The sequence below is a fragment of the Bacillus sp. FJAT-27245 genome (assembly GCF_001273955.1).
In the GTDB taxonomy this organism is placed as follows: domain Bacteria; phylum Bacillota; class Bacilli; order Bacillales; family Cytobacillaceae; genus Bacillus_D.
This window is the reverse complement of record NZ_LIGI01000001.1, coordinates 1,193,547-1,213,069: the sequence shown is the minus strand read 5'-3', so window position 1 is coordinate 1,213,069 and position 19,523 is coordinate 1,193,547. Positions and strand designations below refer to the sequence as shown.

Here is a 19,523-nt window from a genome sequence, read left to right as displayed (position 1 = left end):
TCCTAGATAGGAGCATCATTTGAATTTAATTTAACAACTCAAATTTTATTCCTTTATCACGCGCTATATCGGCTAATTCTTCTACGATAACTGTACTTAATGGTAAGCCATTTTGCAGACGGCTTTCCATTAAATCGTATTCCAATTCACCCGGGAGTAATATTTCCTCTACCCCATCAGCTGTAGCCAAATTTTTTATATCTGATTTAAGTTTTTGGATATTATCCTTAAACGTATCTATTTCTACGAATAAATCAGGGCGCATAGCAAAGAAAAAATGGCCGACATTTTGTGTCCTATCAACTTGTTTCATGCTGCCGATATTTGTACCGAATGCTGCTCCTGAAATAATGCCCGATAAGATATCTACTAGCAGGGCCAATCCAGAGCCCTTTGGCCCTCCAACTGGTAAAACAATCCCTTCTAGTGCGGCTTCAGGATCTTCCGTAAATTTCCCATGTTTGTCTAATGCCCAACCAAGCGGTATTTTATGATTGTTTTTTAATGCGTACGTTATTTTTCCTCTAGCTACTACGCTGGTGGCCATGTCAAAAACAATGTTTCGATCTGTAAAAGTCGGGATAGCATACGAGAGGGGATTCGTACCAAAGTACTTTGCCTTTCCCCCCCAAGGTGCCATACTTGAAGGTGCGTTCGATACTGCAAACCCGATACAGCCTGCGTCCGCGATTTTATTCGTGTAGTCTGCCAGCATCCCACAATGATTTGAGTTATATACACCTATACATGCCAATCCGGTTGCTTTGGCTTTATTTATTGCTAATTCAACCGCTTTTGTTGCAACAATAATCCCTAAGTTGTTTCCTCCATTCACCCTGCAGAATGAAGGGAAATCATTTTCTATATGGATATTATTCTTACTCGCTACTAAATTCATTTTTAATCTATCAATATATGGCTTTACTCGAACAACTCCGTGGGATTCGATCCCCCTTAGGTTTGCTAAAACGAGATGCTTTGCTACACAATTTGCATCTTCACCTGAATTACTATGTGCTGAGAAAATATCAACCACTGCTTTTTCCAGCTTTTTCGGATCAACTTTAATCATCTTTTCTAAAACTGCCACAACTACATCTCCACATCATCAGCTATTTTTTTATTTGTAAAACCCAAGTAAATACTAACAATAAGCATAATAATGGCAATGATTAATAAAGTTGCTGATATTGGCCTCTGGAAGAATTGTGAAAAGTCTCCTCCAAAGATAGTTAGTGATCTTATTAATGAGCTCTCAACTAATCCACCTAACACGAAAGTTAAAATAACTGGTGCCAATGGGAACTCTGCTTTTTTCATGAAGTAGCCAATGATACCAAATACAAGCATGGCTCCAACATCAAATAAGCTATTATTCAAACTATAGGTCCCTAAGATTGTAATGATTAAAATAATAGGCAATAGCAATTTAAATGGAACCATTGTTATTCTCGCCCAAACGTTAGCCAATGGTAAATTCATTATGAGTAAAATGAAGTTACCAATAAACATACTAGCAATGACCCCCCATACGAATTCAGGGTTTTTATCCATCAATGTTGGGCCTGGTGTTAATCCATGCATAATAAAAGCTCCAAGTAATACAGCGATTGCTGGCGAGCTCGGAATACCTAAAGTAAATAATGGGATTAATGCCCCGCCACTATAAGCATTGTTTGCTGTTTCTGGGCCGGCTACTCCTTCAAGAGCTCCTTTACCAAATTTCGAAGGATCTTTTGAAATTTTCTTTTCCATAGAGTAGCTTAAAATTGTTGGAATCACTGAGTTTGTTCCAGGGACTAATCCAATAATAAAACCTAAACCACTACCTCTTAAAATAGCTTTCATTGTTGGGCCCCACTCGCCTTTTCGTGGCAATAGCCCTTGAATTTTTGGAGGCTTAGTGGCTTTAGCCTTAAGATTTTCTTCAGCATTAATTAACAACTCAGATATACCGAATAGCCCCATTGCAATGGAAATGAAATCAAAACCGTCTTCCAGATTTGGATTTCCAAATCCAAAACGAATGACACCCGTACCTGCGTCCATTCCTACCATTGCTAATGTTAAGCCAAATAATGCCGCTAATAATCCACGCACCAAAGATTTACCCATCAATCCGACAAGAAGGCACATTCCAACGATAATTAATGCAAAATACTCCGGCGGGCCAAATTTTAATGCTTGTTCAGCAACTAACGGTCCTACGAGAACTAACCCAATAATGGCTATAATCCCTCCAATAAAAGAACCAATAGCTGAAATTCCAAGGGCTACCCCTGCCCGCCCTTGTTTGGCTAAAGGGTATCCATCTAAACACGTAATGACCGAGGCAGCTTCTCCGGGCGCATTGATAAGTACAGATGTGATGGTTCCTCCATACATGGATCCATAATAAATCCCTGCTAACATAATAATTGCCGAAACAGGTTCCATACCAAACGTCAAAGGCAACAGGATAGCAGTTCCTGCAGTTGGGCCCAGGCCTGGCAACACTCCAATCAACATGCCAAATGTTACACCCAGCAGACAGTATAGAAGGTTTTGCCATGTAATCGCGGTTTCAAATCCAGTAATTAGAAAGTCTAATGATTCCATTACAGTTCTCCTTTACCATCCAAATGAATTCACAGGTAATGGTACACTCAAGATAGAGCCAAATAACCAAAATACAAACAAAGCAATTCCCGCTGCTAACCCCATACCGATATACCATTTATACCCTCTTAAGAACAAGAGGAATAACATAAGGAAACTTGCAAGGACAAACCCAATGTATGGAACTGTTACGATAAATAAAAGGAGTGTTCCAGCAGTTAATAATACATTTTTTAATCCTTCACCCTTTGGCATTACGTCCGCAAACTTAATTGCATCTTTTTTCAAAGAAGAAAAAATATTTATGATCGATAATATGATCATTAAACCGCTTATCCACATAGGCAGTAGTCCCGGACCCGGCCCAAATTCACTATAATAATTTAAAGAAAGGGATTGTATTAACACAATCCCTCCAATAGTCAGGAATAAGAGGCTTACATAAAGGCCAATATTTTTCATGTTAGCTACCCCTTTTTATGTTTTACCATCCTAAAACACTCTTTAAATTAGAAACTACTTTTTCCTCTTCCAGAAGAATATTTTTATAATCTTCTCCTATATGTAAATCCACATTCAATCCAAGTTCTTCCATTTTAGCTATATGTTCTGGGTTATTTATTGCTTTTTCAAATGCGTCTTGTAATACTTTTAATACCTCTGGGTCAAGTCCCTTCGGAGCGCCGATACCACGGGACGAATAGTTGACAACATCTCCAACAGTTTCTTTTAATGTCGGGACATCAGGAAATTGAGCAATTCGTTCTTCCATCATAACTGCCAACACTTTCATTTGACCTTCTTTTACAGGCTCTAATACTTCACCAGCTTTAGCAACCAGAACATCAACATGTCCACCTAAAACTGCTGTAAATGCTTCCGCTGTACCATCAAAATGTACAGGCTTGAATTTTGTTCCTATTTGGTCATTCAACTGTAATGAAGCTATATGGTTACCAGAAGCGACGCCATTCGTCGTTGCTGTTACATTATTCTTTTTTGCATACTTTATTAAATCCTCAATCGTATTAAAGCGATTGTCGTCAGCCTTAACAGCTATAACACCAGCATCCAGTACGTGGCTTGCGATATATTCAAAGTCATCCAAATTTTGCTGCCTCTTTGTTGTTGGATTTAAATATCCAGTGATTAATCCAGGGGTATTTAAATATCCGATTGTATATCCATCTGGCTTTGCTTTAATCAGATCCGCATATCCGATCCATCCGCCACCACCAGGCTTGTTCTCAACTACAACCGGTACCCCGAGTTCATCTTCCAAATAAGGCGCTAAAATTCGCGCGCCTAAATCTGTCCCACCGCCAGCCGCAAATGATACGATTAAGGTAATCGGTTTGTCCGGGAAAGTTTTTTCCTTTTTCTTTTCTTTGCCCTCACTTTTTGCTGTTGTATTATTAGATGAACATGCGGCTAATAGCAGCATTAAAATTAGTACAAATGAAAATAGTTTTGTAAATTTCATAAAAATTTCTCCCCCAATTTATAAATATAGTTTTAAAACGTCTTTCCAATTAGATGGTTTATCGCCATTTAACTTTTCTTTCAGATTTAATTTTGAGAAGTACTCCAATTTATCTCTTGCTGAACATGTCATCCTAGAATCTAATTCCATTTCAGAAAGCATTTCTATTGATCCATTTAACTCGATCGCTCTTCTTTCAGCATGAATTGCGTTCCCAGTAACAAGTCTATTCAACGTTTGTTCGAAATTAAAAGCGTCCATCGTTTTTGAAACAGATTTTAGGACTATATCTTCAACTTTATATGTATACGCTGCTTCTAGTAACTCAATATAAAGTGCTGACACGCCTTTCATAAAAATACTTCGAATTAATTTCACCGCTGAAGCCGTGCCAGGCTCTTTCCCCACATTAACCAAATCCATTCCGTATTTCTTCATTTTATCAGTAAATTGATTTGCCCCAGAGCCACTTAAAATAATTGGGACTTTATGTTTGTAAACAGGTAAAGACCCCAACATTGCAACATCTACAAATAAACAACCGACTGAAGTAATAAGTGTACTAATTTCAATTTTAGTTTTTGGAGTGGATGCTGTCACATCAACATATATAGTATTTGGGGTCAAATCATTTTTAACCGTTTGAGCTACTTCCAAGGCATTGTTTGCAGGAACAGCTACAAATACTATTTCAGATCTATTTAACACTTCTTTGGCATCAGCTGCTAATTCAATTCCTATTTCTGCGGCTTTGTTTTTAATTTTCTCCCCCCAAACATCATGGTTCATCATTACATCATAAGCTGTAATACTCGTTATCCCTTCGGTAGATAGTCCCTTTGCCAGTTCTGATGCAGCTTCCCCAAAACCTATAAATCCAACAGAAACCATGTCAACACCCTCTATACTCTATGTCTGTTTTTTAAAAAGCCGGGTTTAATTCGTTCAACGGAGTCAGCATCTAATTTTCTACCAGAATAGCTAACTAAAAAGTCCAAGCGGCTTTTTTCGTAATTTGCTTTCTTTTCTGCTAATTCAATTATTTCAGTTACATTTTCTTTTGCAACAACCACAACTCCATCTTCATCACCAAAAATTAAATCTCCGGGGTTTACTTTTACACCGCCACAATCAATTGGAGTATTAATGCTTCCAGGCCCATTTTTGTTTGGTCCATTAGGAATGAATCCTTTTGCATAGATAGGAAGATGAATATTTTCCAAGCTGCTGCGATCTCGGACTAAACCATCAATTATTATTCCTTCAACCCCCATTAACGTAGCAGCAGTTGCCATTAGTTCACCTAGATAAGCATTTTGCTTATGGTTTTTACCATCGGCAACTATGACATATCCCTGTTTGCATAAATAAATGGCTTCATGAAGATATAAATTATCTCCAGGCTCTAAATCTACCGTAACAGCAACGCCTATGACCGCCTTTCCCTTAGTAGCCGGTTTAATTTCTGAATCCATAGCCCCTTTGCGTCCCATTACATCCGATAAAAGCGCTGAGCTTAATTGATTTGCTCGTTCAATTAATTCCTCATCATATAAACTTGGTAAAATCAACTCAATTCCCCCCTTTAATAAATGTAGTAAATAATACTATTATTTTTAAAACAGAAACTTTTTTTACTACTTTTTTCAAGATTACCATCTCCCTTTATTGATGTAAACCCTTACATTTAAATAATTTTAAAAATTCACATAAATGAAGCCTCAGTATTATCTACTGAGGCCACAATTTATTTTTCATGATGATAGTTCATACCTAACAGAATAGAATTTATTTTTTCTAATCTTTCTTTTGTTCTTTCGGGGTATTTAATGGCAATCGCGCTAATAATGTAATCAACTATTATCATTGCAGTTACAGGCGAATTATGAAATGCAATACTCTCTGGGCTCGATCGGATCACTAAGTCCGAGTATTTAACTAATGGAGATGAGTAACTATCCGTCATCGATATAATTTTACAGTGACTATTATTGGCCATACGCATATAATCTACGATTCTATTTGCATATCGAGGGTAACTTACCGCTATTAATAAGTCCTCTGAAGTTAAGTCAACCGATTTATCAACCCAATCAGAATAGTCCGCTATAATTAATTCACAATTACCAATAAGCCTATTAATACCTTGCGTTAAGTATTGCGCGACCGGCAATCCACTTCTCACACAAGTGCAAAATACTCTTTTAGACTGTATAATCATTTCAATAAACTCATTCAACGTTTCTTCTGAAATACTCCCTAATGTATGCTTGATATTTTGAATTTGCGTTTCGGCAAACCTTTCCCAAAGCTCACTATTATTTATTTCTTTTACATTAATTTCTAATCTGGTTTGCGGGGCCGATTGATTTCTCAATAATTCCTGCAAACTTTTTTGAAATTCACTATACCCGCTATATCCTAAATTAAATGTGAAACGCATAACAGTTGTTGTGCTTGTACCAACAAGGTGTGCTAGTTGATCCAAGGTTAAAAATGYAACTTCCATCTGATTATTCATAATATAATCTGCTACTTTTCGTTGTGATTTTGGTAAATCAACTACCTTTTCTTTTATAACTGAAATTGGGTTCATGTTCACACACCTTCCAATAATAGAAGAAACTAGATATATTAGTACACTACTAATTCTACTAACTATTAACAACCGCCTCTCCCATAAAAGCTTGTCAAATATAATAATATCTTATTTATTCTAGTGGATGTAGTATTTTTCTGCCACTTATCATCTCTTCTCATTTTAAAAAATATTAAAGGATCCCTTTAAAGCTTTTTTTTCTGTGAGTGATTTGGAGCGGTCGGTTGCGTTTTATCGGGAGGCGCTGGGTGCGAGGTTGCTGGTGAAGGGGCGGAGTACGGCGTATTTTGATCTGGCGGGGATGTGGTTGGCGCTGAATGTGGAGGAGGATGTTCCGCGGAATGAGATTCGGGAGTCGTATACGCATGTGGCGTTTTCGGTGGAGGAGGCGGAGTTTGATGGGATGGTTGATCGGCTGAAGGGGCTGGGCGTGGAGATTCTTCCTGGACGGGAGCGGGATGAGCGGGATAAGCGGTCGGGGTATTTCGTGGATCCGGATGGGCATAAGTTTGAGTTCCACACGGGGACTCTTGAGGACCGGCTGGCGTATTACCAGGAGGATAAGGGGCATATGGACTTTTATGAATAATTTGTTTTGATTGGACCTCAAATAGGTATTCTAATTTAGCATGGAAATAACTAATTTATCTAGACGTTTATAGATCGCTGTCTATAATTCAAATTAATCAAGTATAATAAAAAGAAATAACTGAACGGAGGAGTGTAAATGAAAAGGCTATATGGGCATGCAGCGGATATCATTAAGGAAATTGTCCGCGAAGGAGAAACGATTTTTGAAGTCGATGGAAAAAAGTATGTTTTATCCCTGCTTGAAGAGCCAGGAACTTCTGTTAAAGAAGATGTTGTGCATGATTCCGAGTTAAAGGAGAAGTTAATTAAGGCAAAAGATGACATTTCGAATGAAAAAGTTTTCTCAACGGAAGATGTTTTGAAGATGATTGAGCAAGGTGAAATATAAATGAAACTCTAATGGACCAGACAGGCTTTGGAAGTATTTGCACAAATACAGAGCAGGCATTTTACCTTTGACGAAACCAAAGAATATAAAAAGGAATTAGTGGCTAAAATCGAAAGAATGATTTCCCTTCTAGGTACAAGCATTCCGTCCAATCAATCACATTGGGAAGGAACTTATAAAATTATTGTAGATAAGTATATTGTTTACTATTCCTATTCAGAGGATTACTCAACTTGTTATATAGAATACTTTAAATATTCCAGACAAGAAAGATAAGCTAGACAAGATGAATAAGTGTTCACAACCCCTACACAACTTCCACTATTAACCTCATAGCGCCGTTACCCCGTAGGTGATTTGTCCCCTTGATTTACGGAAAGACATTTTACGAATTTATTTATTCCTCATTCATGTTTTATTTTGGAAAAATAGGATAATTACATAAGTAATCGAACCTTTACAAAAGTTTGAAATTCTATTGAATATGGTATAATAGTTCCTGGTTAGATGTATATATATAAAGACCGAACATGCTGGTACCATGTCCGGTCTCCAATTGGCGGTTCTTGCAAGGGGCCGGCATTGGGGCAGTTAATCCACCCGAGCGACCACTCAAGGGTGGATTATTTTTTTTGTGAAAAAGCCAGTATTGTGACAACGAATCCCGCGAATGAAATCATTAGCGTCAGCGATTCGTATATTGTCACCGGCATCACCCCTTTCAACAAGGAGTAACCGGGCCACCCTTGGACAAACCTGTCCTATTGTTCTTTTATTATACCATCACACGCATATTAATACGGACATATATTCGTATAAAATAGGTGTTAGGAGGTTGGGAAAATTATTAATGGTTGGCAATTGATCCTTTTTCGTATTGTTCCTTAGCAACTTACATTATTTGGTCAATCTTTACTTACCTTAACATTCTTGCCCTGCCTTCCCACTTTTTAATAGCTTCTATTAAAATTCGTATTTTGCCTCCTTAGCTTCACGAATACTTCTATATGTTTCAGTTAATACTATTGTATCTTCTACCAAACGCTCCATCCGGAATAACACATCGTCATTGGTAATTCTGGCTTGAGCTGAAACACGCTCACCCGTTATTGGGTTAGGAATATGATCTCCTAATGAATAGAGTCCAAATTCCATACCTTTTGATGGATGAATTCGATATTGTTCCATACTTAATCCTCCTCAATTGGTTTTAGATTTTTTTCAATTTCTTCACGGCGATTCTCTAAAAATGGCGGCAAATCCAATTTTTCACCTAACGTGTTGATATCGCCGTCGATTATGAAGCCTGGTCCGTCTGTTGCAATTTCAAATAAAATACCGTTTGATTCGCGGAAATATAAGCTCTTAAAGTAGAAGCGATCCACAATACCGGATGACTGGAATCCTCGAGCCCGTACTTGTTCGTCCCAGTAGGCAAGCTCTACTTCATCTTTGACACGAATAGCTAAATGATGAATACTGCCGCGCCCAGGTTTTTCAGCAGGGCCGTCAAAAGATTTCACAACGATTTCGCCAAATACTTCACCTTGTATCGATTGCAAAATTGCTTCATCTTCCGTACGTGATACTTCTGTATAGCCAAACATCTCTGTCAGGGTTCTTGCTAATTTATCAAGTCTGCGCACGGTTATTTCCACCGAGCCCATGCCTTGAATTTGGTGTTCTGCGGGCACGCTAGATCCTTCCCATGTTTCCCAGTGTTCAACTTTCTCGCCATTTGATGCAAGCAGGACCATGCGCAGGCCTTCAGAATCTTCAAATTGCAGGGCAGGCCGGTTGGCGTACATGGTGATATCACCGTGTTGTACACCATGTTCCTCCAAACGTGCTTTCCAATAGGTTAAGCTCTTTTCTGTTGGTACAAGTAGACCTATTTGAGTAATGGCATTTGTGCCTCGGTATGTGCGTCCAACAAGCGGAATTTCAAAGAACGATAACTCTGTCCCCGGACTTCCTGTTTTATCCCCATAAAACAAGTGATACATCGACGGATTATCCTGGTTGACCGTCATTTTCACACGGCGTAAACCAAGTACATCACGATAAAAGTGGTTATTTTGTTTTGCATCTTTTGTAATCATTGAAATATGATGATGTCCTGAAATGGCGTACATATGATATTCCTCCTTTTTCATTTGACTAATCAAGTGATAGAGTGAAAAAATTTACTTCTTCGACATTTTTATATGGCTATTTTTTTGTACACGGGACATGAGCGAATATAAAACTCTTTGCTCTTCCTCAGACAAACACTCGTCAAAAAATGAGGATTGGAACGCAAGCTGAGCATCATAGGCATTATTTAGTTTTTCACGGCCCTTATTTGTTAACGAAATTGTTTTCGTTTTCCACTCTTGCTTTCGTTCAATGAGTCCGTCTTTCTCAAGGCGAGCGAGCATACGGGAAATACCTCCCTGTGTTACCGTGACTTTCTCAGCTAATTCACTTTGTGTTAATGGCTCGTAGGTTGAAATTTGCATTAACACATCAAATTGTGCAGTCGTTAATTCAAATTGCTTTAAAAACTCATTTGAAAGCAAGTTACTTTGATGTGTGAACCGAGTGATCCGTAGCCAGATTAATGAACCACGAGTGTTTTTCTGCATAACGTTGTGTCACTCCCTCTCGTTATTGTCACTTTACCACTCAATTGATTAAAACGCAATAAAAACATCTCGAGTTCGAGATGTTTTTATTGGGAATGATAAAGGCTATAAAGATACATCTAACATTTTTTGTGATTTAGATTTAAAATCAATCGTTGGGTAATTTTCAATTTCCATGATGGCTGCTTATATCAAGTGTTTATCACGTTCTTACTAACCTCTAAACTCATCTGCAAACCTCTTTCATTTTTATTCAGCTGGTCTCGGGCCGGGATCCAAACCAGAGTTTTCTACTGTCATGATTGGACGAACCATTAAGTCAGCATTCACACGGATTTGGCAAGATAAACGCAAATAATCTTCAATTCCCTTTTCGGAAAATGCTTTTTTCTCTACATTCGATAAATCACATAACTCACCTGCTAAAAGTTCTACTCTGCAGGTCGTACATTTCCCCTTTCCTCCACAGCGGTGGAGAATGTTTACTCCATTATCTTCGAGAGCTAACACTAATTTTTTCCCTTTATCAACTTCGAAAGTTCCTTGTCCAAACACAGTTACGTTTGGCATTTCTTTACCCCCTCAAAATAATGAGTAATAATCACCTTAGTTATTTTTTCCCTACATCGTTCTGTTCATATAAATAGGGAATTGGAATGGAAACAAATTTGATTTTTGATTTTTGCTATAAATTCCGACATTCAAAAAATACAATTACATATATTTAATTAATACGGATGTCTGAAGCGAGGGACTCTTATGTTTATTTATGTAGTTAAAAGTGGGGAATCCATTTTTTCCATTGCAACAAAATATCAGGTTACAATGGATAGTATACGCATAATGAACAAATTAAAATCTGACCGAATAGTGCCTGGTCAAGATTTACTCATCCCAACAAACATGTATATCGTCCAGCATGGGGACTCCCTCTATTCCATTTCCCAAATGAGCTTGATTCCAGTTGAAACGATCCGGCTATATAACGGTTTGCAATCGGATATATTAATGATTGGAATGAAATTATATTTACCTCCAAGAACCAAGTATGAAGCGGAAGGTTTTAGCTATATAACCCCCTCCAGACCTGAATTGAATCAATTGATTGTTCAAACCTTCGCCCCCATTAATACTTATTTTGGAGTTTTTGAGTACCATGTTCTTGAAGATGGAAGTTTGAGTACATTAAATGATGAGCAACTTATAAGGGTTATTAGAGAGAATAAGGTGGCACCCCTTGCTGTTATTACAAATTTGACAGCGACTGGATTCAATCCTGAGCTAACAAGACGGGTTTTAGGTAATCCTGAAATTAGAGAGCAACTAATTAATAATATTTACAACTTGGTTAAAACTAAAAACTATGCGGGTGTAAATATTGATTTTGAACGGATACGTGAAGGAGAAAGGGATTTGTATAGCGGCTTCTTGCGTTCATTAAGGGAACGATTGAGACCCGAAGGATTTTATACATCTGTTGCCGTTCCGGCTAAGACAAGCGATTATATTCCTTGGTTGAAGGGATATGATTACGGAGGGATTGGAGCAGCGGTTGACTTTGTCTTTATAATGGCCTACGATTGGCACGAAACAAGCAGTCCCCCAGGACCTGTTGCTCCTATTGGAGAAGTAAGAAAAACAATCGAGTATGCTCTTAAAAATATGGGAAGAAATAAAATTATCCTTGGGGTTCCGCGCTATGGGTATTACTGGACAATGTCTGATGCATCTGTGGTTAGCGCGCGTGCTGTTTCTGTAGGCAGGGCAACAGAATTAGCTATGAATTATCAAGTGCCAATCAACTATTCAACGGAATATCAGCAGCCTTTTTTTCAGTATCGAGACGAAACCGGAAAGAGACACATTGTGTGGTTTGAAGACGCGAGGGCACGTGCCCAAAAGCTCAAATTGTTTGTTAATTATCGTTTAAGAGGGATAGGCGCTTGGCAATTAGGATTGCAATTTCCTCAATCCGCCATTTTAGTGAATGAATTTATGTTTCCAAAAAAAATCATATGATTTTTTTGGATCTCCCGCATAAAAAAAACTAATCGGAAGCATTTCCGATTAGTTTTTCCTTTTTTGATTACACTAAAATGACCTTCTTCTATTTATCCAAAAAAAGCATTTCCTTTAGCTTCAAATGAAAATTTACTTTCAATGGTTACAGATATACTTTATTTTGCAAACGGATCTTTATTGTCATATTTGTTGTGGTGTATGACATCCGATTCAAGGTATTGGTACACATCATCGACAATTTCGATACCTTCTAGCTTTGATTTTTGTTCAACTAAAGTAGTGTTTTGACCAGGATATAATACCTGTTCAAATCCTGGCGCCGGTTTAATATTATTTAAATCGCTCATCATTTTGGATATGTTTTCCTTAAATGTTGTTAAATCTGTAAAATATGCTGGATTGATAACGATATGAAGCTGACCTAAATTACGCCCTTCGCTCAAGTCATGATACATGGATGAGACTTGGTTCCCGAATGGCAAACCTAGTAATATACCTGATAAAACGTCCACCATCATCGCTAAGCCGTAGCCTTTCGGTCCTGCGATTGGAAGTAAAGCATTGACTTTAAACGGATCTGTTGTTGGCTCACCATTTTTATCCACCGCCCATGTGTCGGGTATGGATTCATTCTTTGAGCGGGCATGAAGAATTTTCCCCCATGCCTGGACTGTAGTCGCCATGTCAAAGGTAATTATATCGTCATTTTTACCGGGGGCCGCAAACGCAATGGGATTTGTCCCATAGTACGGTTCAACCCCTCCAAAAGGAACAACCATCGGATCCGATTGAACAACAGATAGACCTATCAAACCTTCTTTAGCCGCCTGTTGGACATAGTATGAAAGAGCTCCACTGTGCCCGATTCGTCTTACTCCTACTACTGCAATTCCAGACTCTTTGGCCATGTCGATTGCGTGATCCATCGCTTTTTTAGCAGCCACATGACCAACACCATTATCGCCATCAAATATCGCTGAGCTTGGTCCTGTTTTTTTAAAAGTAAAATTGGGGTTTGTGGTAATTCCACCTTTCGCGATTCTTTCAGCGTAATAATCCACTCTCATCGCACCATGGGAATGAACGCCTCTAAGATCAGCATGAACGAGTACATCCGCTACTCCCTCTGCATGTTCTTCTGAAAGACCAGCTTTATTCAATTTCACTGTAATTAATTTTTTTAACGCTTCTTCTGTAGTTTTCAAATTGATCATCCCCTGTTAATTATTTTGATTGATTTTTACTCTTTATAGGCTAAAACATACAATGAATCAATTAATGCCTTAACACCCATAGCTAATTGTTCCGGGCTTGTATATTCTAAAGGATTGTGGCTAATCCCCTCACGGCTTGGGACAAATATCATCGCTGTTGGTACAATTGGGGCAATGATTTGGGAATCATGGCCTGCACCGCTGTGCATCATTTTGTAATTCAAGCCAGCTTCTTTCGTTTGTTTCTCAATGGCTTGAACGATTTGTTGATCCATAGGAATTGGGTCCTCATCCATCCACATATCGATGTTAACCTCTACGCCGGACTTAGTTGCAATCCTGTTAATGATACTGGTTAACTCCTCCGTGAACTTTATAAGTACATCTTTTTCTGTATGACGAACATCCAATGTGAACAATGCCTCTCCTGGTACAACATTCACGATGTTCGGTTTGACTTCGATTTTCCCAACTGTGGCAACAAGCGGATCGCCATACTCGATTGCCTTGTTAATCACATCTTGAATCATTTGGCTTGCCGCAAATACAGCATCCTTGCGATACCCCATCGGCGTTGTACCTGCGTGGTTCGCTACACCTTTTACTTCAATCGTAAACCGCCTTTGGCCAACAATACTATTGACAACCCCAATGGATTTTCCTTCTTTCTCCAAAACGTTGCCTTGTTCGATATGAATTTCCACAAAAGCTTTTAAATCATTACGGAACGCTATTGATTCATCCCTAAAATCAAACCCTGCTTCTCTCATAGCATCTACAAAAGGAATACCATTGAAGTCCACTATATTTTCAACGTCCTCTTGCTTTGCGAGCCCAACAAGGTTTTTGGAACCCCAGAAAGCATAAGGGAACCGGCTTCCTTCTTCTTCCGCAAATGATACGACTTCTAGATTACGGAGAGGCTGGCCATACTTCTCTTTTAAATAGCGAATCGCTAAAATACCAGCCAGGATTCCGAACGCACCGTCTAATTTACCGGCATTTCTTACTGTATCAACATGAGAGCCGGTTAAAATTGTTTCATCGTTATACTTACTTCCTTCTAAACGTCCGAATAAATTTCCGATTTCATCATAATGGGTAGTCAATCCATCTTCTTGAAGTACTTTCTCTAACGCTTTTTGTGCTTTAACCCACTCGTCTGTATAAAGCAACCGGGTTACGCCACCTTCAGGATCCTTACCGTATTCCCCTAGCCAATCTACGAGGTGAGCAACATCATGTGTTAAATCTTTCACATTCATCTGCCCCTTTCGTTTTTTTATTTAAACAATTAAGTCACTTTTTATAATCGAGATAACGTAATGTAGCCACAGTATGCTCGACTCCTACATTCGTCAATTGTTATACACCCATTGTTTTTACTTTGGATTCTTCTTTAAAGAACATCATTAGAACAAGCCCTACGGCAAGGACAATGACAGCCGAGTAAAATCCAGTAGCCATGCTGCCTGTTTTATCAGCAAGGAAACCAACAAACCAAGGGGCGATAATTGACGAGATCATACCTATAAAATTATAGAGGCTGAAGGCAACCCCATACGCTGATTGATGAACATTTTCAGATACAGAAGCTATCAGAAGCGGATCCAGCGCAATCTTACCAAAGAAGCCATAAACCACTAATGCTGTGATTAATAATGCAGTACTATGCACATAAACAGTTGCCCATAATGCGATCGCAGCAATTGGAATCAGCAGAAAAGCGAAAGGCTTCTTCCTTCCTAAGCGATCCGAAATATAGCTTGCGATAAGCGCCCCCGGTATCGAAGCCAATGGGACCAAGGCCGATATCAAACCAACTTGACTTCCGCGGAAGCCTCTTTCGGTCTCCAAAAATTTCGGCAACCATGTGACAATGACCGTAAAGCCGTAAATGGAACAAAATAAGACAAGAAAGGTAATCAAAAGATTGCGGTTTTTAAGCAGAGATAAAACTGAAACCTTTTCTCCTTTATGCGTTGACTCCTTTAATTGTTCACTTTGTTTCATTGTCTTTTCTGGATTTTTTTCTTTTACCAGTGCTGAAATAAGAATACCTACTAGGACAGTAAGAACACCGAAGATATAGAATGGAACACTCCAACTCATTCCCTTGTCCAAAACTAATGTGCTTGACAAAACAAAGCCTAAAGCAATCCCTATCCCTGATCCGCTGTTAATTATTGCACTGCCTACAGTCCTGCGCTTTTCTGGAATTGCTTCGGATGACAGGGCAAATTGAGGGCCATAGTAGGTTGCGGCAGAAAGCCCGGCAAATGCCCGGGCCGCCAAAAAGCCTGTGAAACCAGCCATTAGTCCGCTCACGCCTGTCAATATTCCATATAAAACAAACCCGATTACAAGCAACTTTTTCCTGCCAAATTTATCACTGAACGCCCCTGCCGGAATTTGCGCGATTGTGTAAGTCAGAAAGAAGATACTATTGACCAGTCCAAGCTGGCTATTATTCAGGCTGTACTCCAAGCCAATATTCCCCAAAATAGGATTCAGAAAGTATTTATTTGCATTTATGAACATCCATCCTAACGTGAATGCAAAAACCACTTTCCACCAATATGGAATCACAAATGTCTTGTTCTTTTGGGCTTGATGTTGCATGTCCTTTGATGCCATAAAAGTAACTCCCCTTCCCTTTCATGATGACTGTAAGGGTGTACAGCCACAGACTCTAACCCGCCACACGTTTATTTTCCCAAGATTTTACCATCCTCGAATACAACTTCGCCGCCGACAATTGTTGTCTTCACATTCCCTTTAAATGTCATACCAACATATGGTGAGTGCTGATGGCGGTAAAACAAATCTTCCTTTTTTAGTTCAAAGCTCTCATTCAGGTTAACAATCGCCAAGTCAGCATCGTAGCCTTCCGCAATTGTTCCTTTAGTCGAAAGCCCGAACAACTTTGCTGGATTGGTTGCGGTTAATTCAACAATTTTTTCTAGCGGGAGCTTTCTTTTGAAATGCCCTTCAGTCAACAAAATATTTAGCGTGGACTGCGCTCCTGAAATTCCGCCCCATCCATCAAAAATATTGTCTTTTACCATTTTCATGGATGCCGGCGCCGGTGAATGATCGGATCCGATGACATTTATTTCGCCATTCGCAACAGCTGCCCATAGGTCTTCCACTTCTTCCTCATCTCTTAATGGCGGGGCACATTTGGCCAATACCCCTTTTTCTTCTAAATCCTTTACTGTCAAGGATAAATAGTGTGGACATGTTTCAACTGTAACATCCAGGCCTCTTTGTTTAGCCTCATTAATGACTTGGACCACTTTCCTGCTGCTTGCATGGACAATATGAAGTTTGCATCCAGTTGCCTCTGCATAAGAGATAACTCTTCTAACCGCTTCTATTTCAGAAATAATTGGCCGTGATTCAACATAATCCCTTGCTGATACCTTTCCTTGGCCTATCTTTTCTTTAGCCAGCTGGTCACAAATAACCGTGCTTTCAGCATGAACAGCTAAAAGAGAACCCAAGGAGGCAATCTCCTTCATCCCTTTATAAAGTGTTTCATCATCAACATTACTGAAATCAGCAATTCCGCTTGGTGACATAAATGCTTTGAATCCGATCACGCCGTTTTCGTGAAGACCCTTTAAATCGCCAATATTTTCTGGTACTAGCCCACCCCAGAAACGCGGATTAACAACGGACTTTTCATCGGCAGCTGAGCTCTTTAGCGCCAAATTTGCTTTATTAATTGTCGGAGGCGTACTGTTTAACGGCATATCGAAAAATGTTGTGACCCCGCCAGCGGCCAAGCTTCTGCTTCCTGTCTCCAGGCCCTCCCATTCCGTTCTTCCTGGTTCATTGAAATGAACATGTGTGTCGATTAAACCAGGAAGAATATGAAGCCCTTCAGCGTTGATTTCTTTATCAGCTGTTGCGTCCAGGGATGTTCCAACTGCAACTTCCTTGATTTTTCCATCCTTGATTGCGATATCGCCTTGGACAATTGAATCCGCTGTAACGATTGTCCCGTTTTTAATAATTAGATCGTAAATAGCCAAATTTCATTCCTCCATTTTCTATTTTTCCTTTTCCCTTACCGTTTTACCTTCGCAAAGCTTTTGCAGATTTTCATCTGGTGTCTCGGTCAAATAAAAGAATATCTGCCCCCTTTGAAATAGGAAATTCCCCTTTATTAGACAAGTTAAAACGTTTCGCTGGGTTAGGGGCTATAAAACCGACAAATTTTGAACCGATAAATCCAACATACCCACCTTTGACTCGTAAATCCAAAGTCATAATTAAACCTCTTTCATTAAGAATCAAATGATGCCCACCGTAAAAATCAGTTTGCTTTCCCAAAGGTATATTCTTTGCAAATTGCATATTCCTGGTATCATTTCAATTTGTTCAGCTTCGTTAACTTAACATTTTTGTTACTTAGCGATTCCAGCAAAGTATAAAGAATAAAAGCTGAAATAATTCCTACGATCCACGAAATATCATAAAGTGGCTTTAAGAACGGGACAATATTACCGATTAAGCAAAGCACACCAGCAACACTTGAGGTAATGAGTGCATTTACATTAAATCCATTCGTATAATTGTATTTACCGTTATTGGAATACAATTCTTCCAGGTCAATTTCTGTTTTTGAAATAACAAAATACTGGGCAAGCATAACACCCGCTATTGGAGCTAATAAGCCGCCAACGATATTTAAGAAAGTAAAAATACTTGTCGCGTTTTCCATAAGTTTCCACGGCATTACGAGAATACCAATTACAGCTGCAATCATCGCTCCCGATTTAAACGTTAGTTTTTTCGGGAACAGTGATGCCAATTGGTAACCTGCAGGAACAATATTCCCTGTTACATTTACCGATAATGTTGTTAATAATAGTGTAAGAACTGATATTGCTATTGCAAAGGTGCTGTCAAACTTTGCAACAACATCAAGTACATTCCAAATTGGTGTCCCAAAAGCAATTTCTGAGCCCACAATTATCGAAATACTTGCAGTGGCAAACAATAAATAAGTCACAACTAAACCTACTGTTTGTCCAATAGCTTGATCCTTCGTAGAGCGAGCAAGTCTTGTAAAGTCCGACACGTTTACGATCGGGGCTGCCCAAGCAGCAATTAATGCTGTTACAGCTGCCAAAAAGGCGATTACTTTATTTCCGCTGACTCCCGCACCTGTATAAGCTAAGATAGGGCCAATGCCTCCGGCTAATTTAATCGCCCATATCGCCATACCACCAAAAACAATGTATACAAGCGGAGATAGAAAAGTTGAAAATTTGCCCAATAACTTCATTCCTCCAAAAATTAAAGCAACATTCATTAACCAGAATAAAAGGAATGAAATTAACGCAGGCAACGATAACCCCAAAAGATTCCAATCACCGCCTAACGTTAGGTACGTTGGCCAAAGCTTTCCAATTAGAATTGATAACGCTTGGCTCCCTGCATATGTTTGAAATCCAAACCACATGATTGCTGCAATTACCCCTCTTAATACACCAGGAAATATTGCACCTTTCGTGCCGTAGGATAACCGCAGCAGCATAGAAAAAGGCAGACCATATTTGGATCCCGCATGGCCGTTAAGAACCATCGCCGTTGCTAATATAATTGACGCACACATAATTACAGCGAAAACTTGTCCAACTGACATCCCTATGGCAAAAAGCCCGCCTACGGCAATATAGTTAGGGATATTATGCACCGAACCCATCCATATTGACGCGTAGTTTCCAAAGTTCCAATTCTTGTCTTCTGGCTTTGTCGGCAAAATGTCCTCGCTAAATCCCTTTGTTTTTAATTGCTCTCGATTGATTTGTCTCAATCGGAACCCCCCCTTAATTTTGTCGTATTTGCATATCGACTAAGCCAAGTCCCTCGTGTATTTATAGGTTTGGCCGACCCTAATTGAATTATTCACTGTTGCATTGAGCATCACATCCAACTAGTGGATTGATTTTCAGATATTCATTTTTTGTTTTAAATAAGAATTAAA

20 protein-coding genes and 1 pseudogene are annotated in these 19,523 nt (G+C 39.0%); 3 read left to right on the top strand and 18 right to left on the bottom strand.

The features are described from left to right. Positions 1-25: 25 nt before the first annotated feature. From ADU24_RS06000 to ADU24_RS05970, 7 genes are all read right to left on the bottom strand, one after another. On the bottom strand, positions 26-1,090 hold the full coding sequence (locus ADU24_RS06000; RefSeq protein ID WP_053365776.1) for an Ldh family oxidoreductase: 1,065 nt from the start codon (positions 1,088-1,090) through the stop codon (positions 26-28). Positions 1,091-1,092: 2 nt separating this feature from the next. Further along, positions 1,093-2,598, bottom strand: a complete 1,506-nt coding sequence (locus ADU24_RS05995; RefSeq protein WP_053365775.1) for a tripartite tricarboxylate transporter permease — start codon at positions 2,596-2,598, stop codon at positions 1,093-1,095. Between the two features lie 12 nt (positions 2,599-2,610). Beyond that, complete coding sequence (locus ADU24_RS05990) at positions 2,611-3,060, bottom strand: tripartite tricarboxylate transporter TctB family protein (RefSeq protein ID WP_053365774.1); 450 nt, start codon at positions 3,058-3,060, stop codon at positions 2,611-2,613. Between the two features lie 22 nt (positions 3,061-3,082). Beyond that, positions 3,083-4,081, bottom strand: coding sequence for a tripartite tricarboxylate transporter substrate binding protein (locus tag ADU24_RS05985; protein WP_053365773.1), 999 nt, complete (start codon positions 4,079-4,081; stop codon positions 3,083-3,085). A gap of 18 nt (positions 4,082-4,099) precedes the next feature. Then, positions 4,100-4,972 (bottom strand): NAD(P)-binding domain-containing protein, encoded by an 873-nt coding sequence (locus ADU24_RS05980; RefSeq protein ID WP_053365772.1) that lies wholly within the window; start codon positions 4,970-4,972, stop codon positions 4,100-4,102. Between the two features lie 11 nt (positions 4,973-4,983). Beyond that, entirely contained in the window at positions 4,984-5,652 is a 669-nt protein-coding gene (locus tag ADU24_RS05975; protein ID WP_231689572.1) for an RraA family protein, read from the bottom strand. 176 nt (positions 5,653-5,828) lie between these two features. Next, a complete protein-coding gene (locus tag ADU24_RS05970) occupies positions 5,829-6,677 on the bottom strand; it encodes a MurR/RpiR family transcriptional regulator (RefSeq protein WP_053365770.1) in 849 nt (282 codons plus the stop codon). Between the two features lie 172 nt (positions 6,678-6,849). Here ADU24_RS05970 and fosB point away from each other — a divergent pair, with 172 nt between their 5' ends. Both fosB and ADU24_RS05960 read left to right on the top strand, forming a co-directional pair. Further along, complete coding sequence (gene fosB / locus ADU24_RS05965; RefSeq protein ID WP_053365769.1) at positions 6,850-7,269, top strand: metallothiol transferase FosB; 420 nt, start codon at positions 6,850-6,852, stop codon at positions 7,267-7,269. 138 nt (positions 7,270-7,407) lie between these two features. Further along, positions 7,408-7,659, top strand: coding sequence for a hypothetical protein (locus ADU24_RS05960; RefSeq protein WP_053365768.1), 252 nt, complete (start codon positions 7,408-7,410; stop codon positions 7,657-7,659). 623 nt (positions 7,660-8,282) lie between these two features. Here ADU24_RS05960 and ADU24_RS23740 read toward each other — a convergent pair. The 5 genes and pseudogenes from ADU24_RS23740 to ADU24_RS05940 all read right to left on the bottom strand — a co-directional run bounded on the left by ADU24_RS23740 (position 8,283) and on the right by ADU24_RS05940 (position 10,856). Further along, positions 8,283-8,339 carry a hypothetical protein gene (locus ADU24_RS23740; protein ID WP_442853753.1) on the bottom strand — a complete coding sequence of 19 codons (57 nt, stop codon included), beginning with the start codon at positions 8,337-8,339 and terminating at the stop codon, positions 8,283-8,285. A 394-nt stretch (positions 8,340-8,733) separates the two neighbouring features. Then, positions 8,734-8,847: pseudogene (locus ADU24_RS23275) on the bottom strand (LLM class flavin-dependent oxidoreductase); the annotation flags it as partial. A 2-nt stretch (positions 8,848-8,849) separates the two neighbouring features. Continuing rightward, positions 8,850-9,794, bottom strand: coding sequence for a ring-cleaving dioxygenase (locus ADU24_RS05950; RefSeq protein ID WP_053365766.1), 945 nt, complete (start codon positions 9,792-9,794; stop codon positions 8,850-8,852). A 51-nt stretch (positions 9,795-9,845) separates the two neighbouring features. Continuing rightward, a complete protein-coding gene (locus ADU24_RS05945) occupies positions 9,846-10,286 on the bottom strand; it encodes a MarR family winged helix-turn-helix transcriptional regulator (RefSeq protein ID WP_053365765.1) in 441 nt (146 codons plus the stop codon). A 249-nt stretch (positions 10,287-10,535) separates the two neighbouring features. Next, positions 10,536-10,856 carry a 2Fe-2S iron-sulfur cluster-binding protein gene (locus tag ADU24_RS05940; RefSeq protein ID WP_053365764.1) on the bottom strand — a complete coding sequence of 107 codons (321 nt, stop codon included), beginning with the start codon at positions 10,854-10,856 and terminating at the stop codon, positions 10,536-10,538. Positions 10,857-11,045: 189 nt separating this feature from the next. Between ADU24_RS05940 and ADU24_RS05935 the strand changes: the two genes are divergently transcribed. Next, positions 11,046-12,305: a glycosyl hydrolase family 18 protein gene (locus tag ADU24_RS05935; RefSeq protein WP_053365763.1), complete on the top strand. Its 1,260-nt coding sequence runs from the start codon at positions 11,046-11,048 to the stop codon at positions 12,303-12,305. A 158-nt stretch (positions 12,306-12,463) separates the two neighbouring features. Here the strand turns inward: ADU24_RS05935 and allD are convergent, their stop codons facing one another. From allD to allW, 6 genes are all read right to left on the bottom strand, one after another. Beyond that, positions 12,464-13,522: an ureidoglycolate dehydrogenase gene (gene allD / locus ADU24_RS05930; protein ID WP_442853737.1), complete on the bottom strand. Its 1,059-nt coding sequence runs from the start codon at positions 13,520-13,522 to the stop codon at positions 12,464-12,466. A gap of 26 nt (positions 13,523-13,548) precedes the next feature. Further along, positions 13,549-14,787, bottom strand: coding sequence for an allantoate deiminase (gene allC, locus ADU24_RS05925; RefSeq protein WP_053365761.1), 1,239 nt, complete (start codon positions 14,785-14,787; stop codon positions 13,549-13,551). A gap of 100 nt (positions 14,788-14,887) precedes the next feature. Beyond that, positions 14,888-16,159 carry an MFS transporter gene (locus ADU24_RS05920; RefSeq protein ID WP_053365760.1) on the bottom strand — a complete coding sequence of 424 codons (1,272 nt, stop codon included), beginning with the start codon at positions 16,157-16,159 and terminating at the stop codon, positions 14,888-14,890. Between the two features lie 71 nt (positions 16,160-16,230). Further along, positions 16,231-17,562, bottom strand: a complete 1,332-nt coding sequence (locus tag ADU24_RS05915; RefSeq protein WP_053365759.1) for an allantoinase — start codon at positions 17,560-17,562, stop codon at positions 16,231-16,233. A gap of 70 nt (positions 17,563-17,632) precedes the next feature. Then, on the bottom strand, positions 17,633-17,887 hold the full coding sequence (locus ADU24_RS05910; RefSeq protein ID WP_053365758.1) for a hypothetical protein: 255 nt from the start codon (positions 17,885-17,887) through the stop codon (positions 17,633-17,635). A 10-nt stretch (positions 17,888-17,897) separates the two neighbouring features. Further along, complete coding sequence (allW, locus tag ADU24_RS05905) at positions 17,898-19,352, bottom strand: allantoin permease (RefSeq protein WP_053365757.1); 1,455 nt, start codon at positions 19,350-19,352, stop codon at positions 17,898-17,900. Positions 19,353-19,523 lie beyond the last annotated feature (171 nt).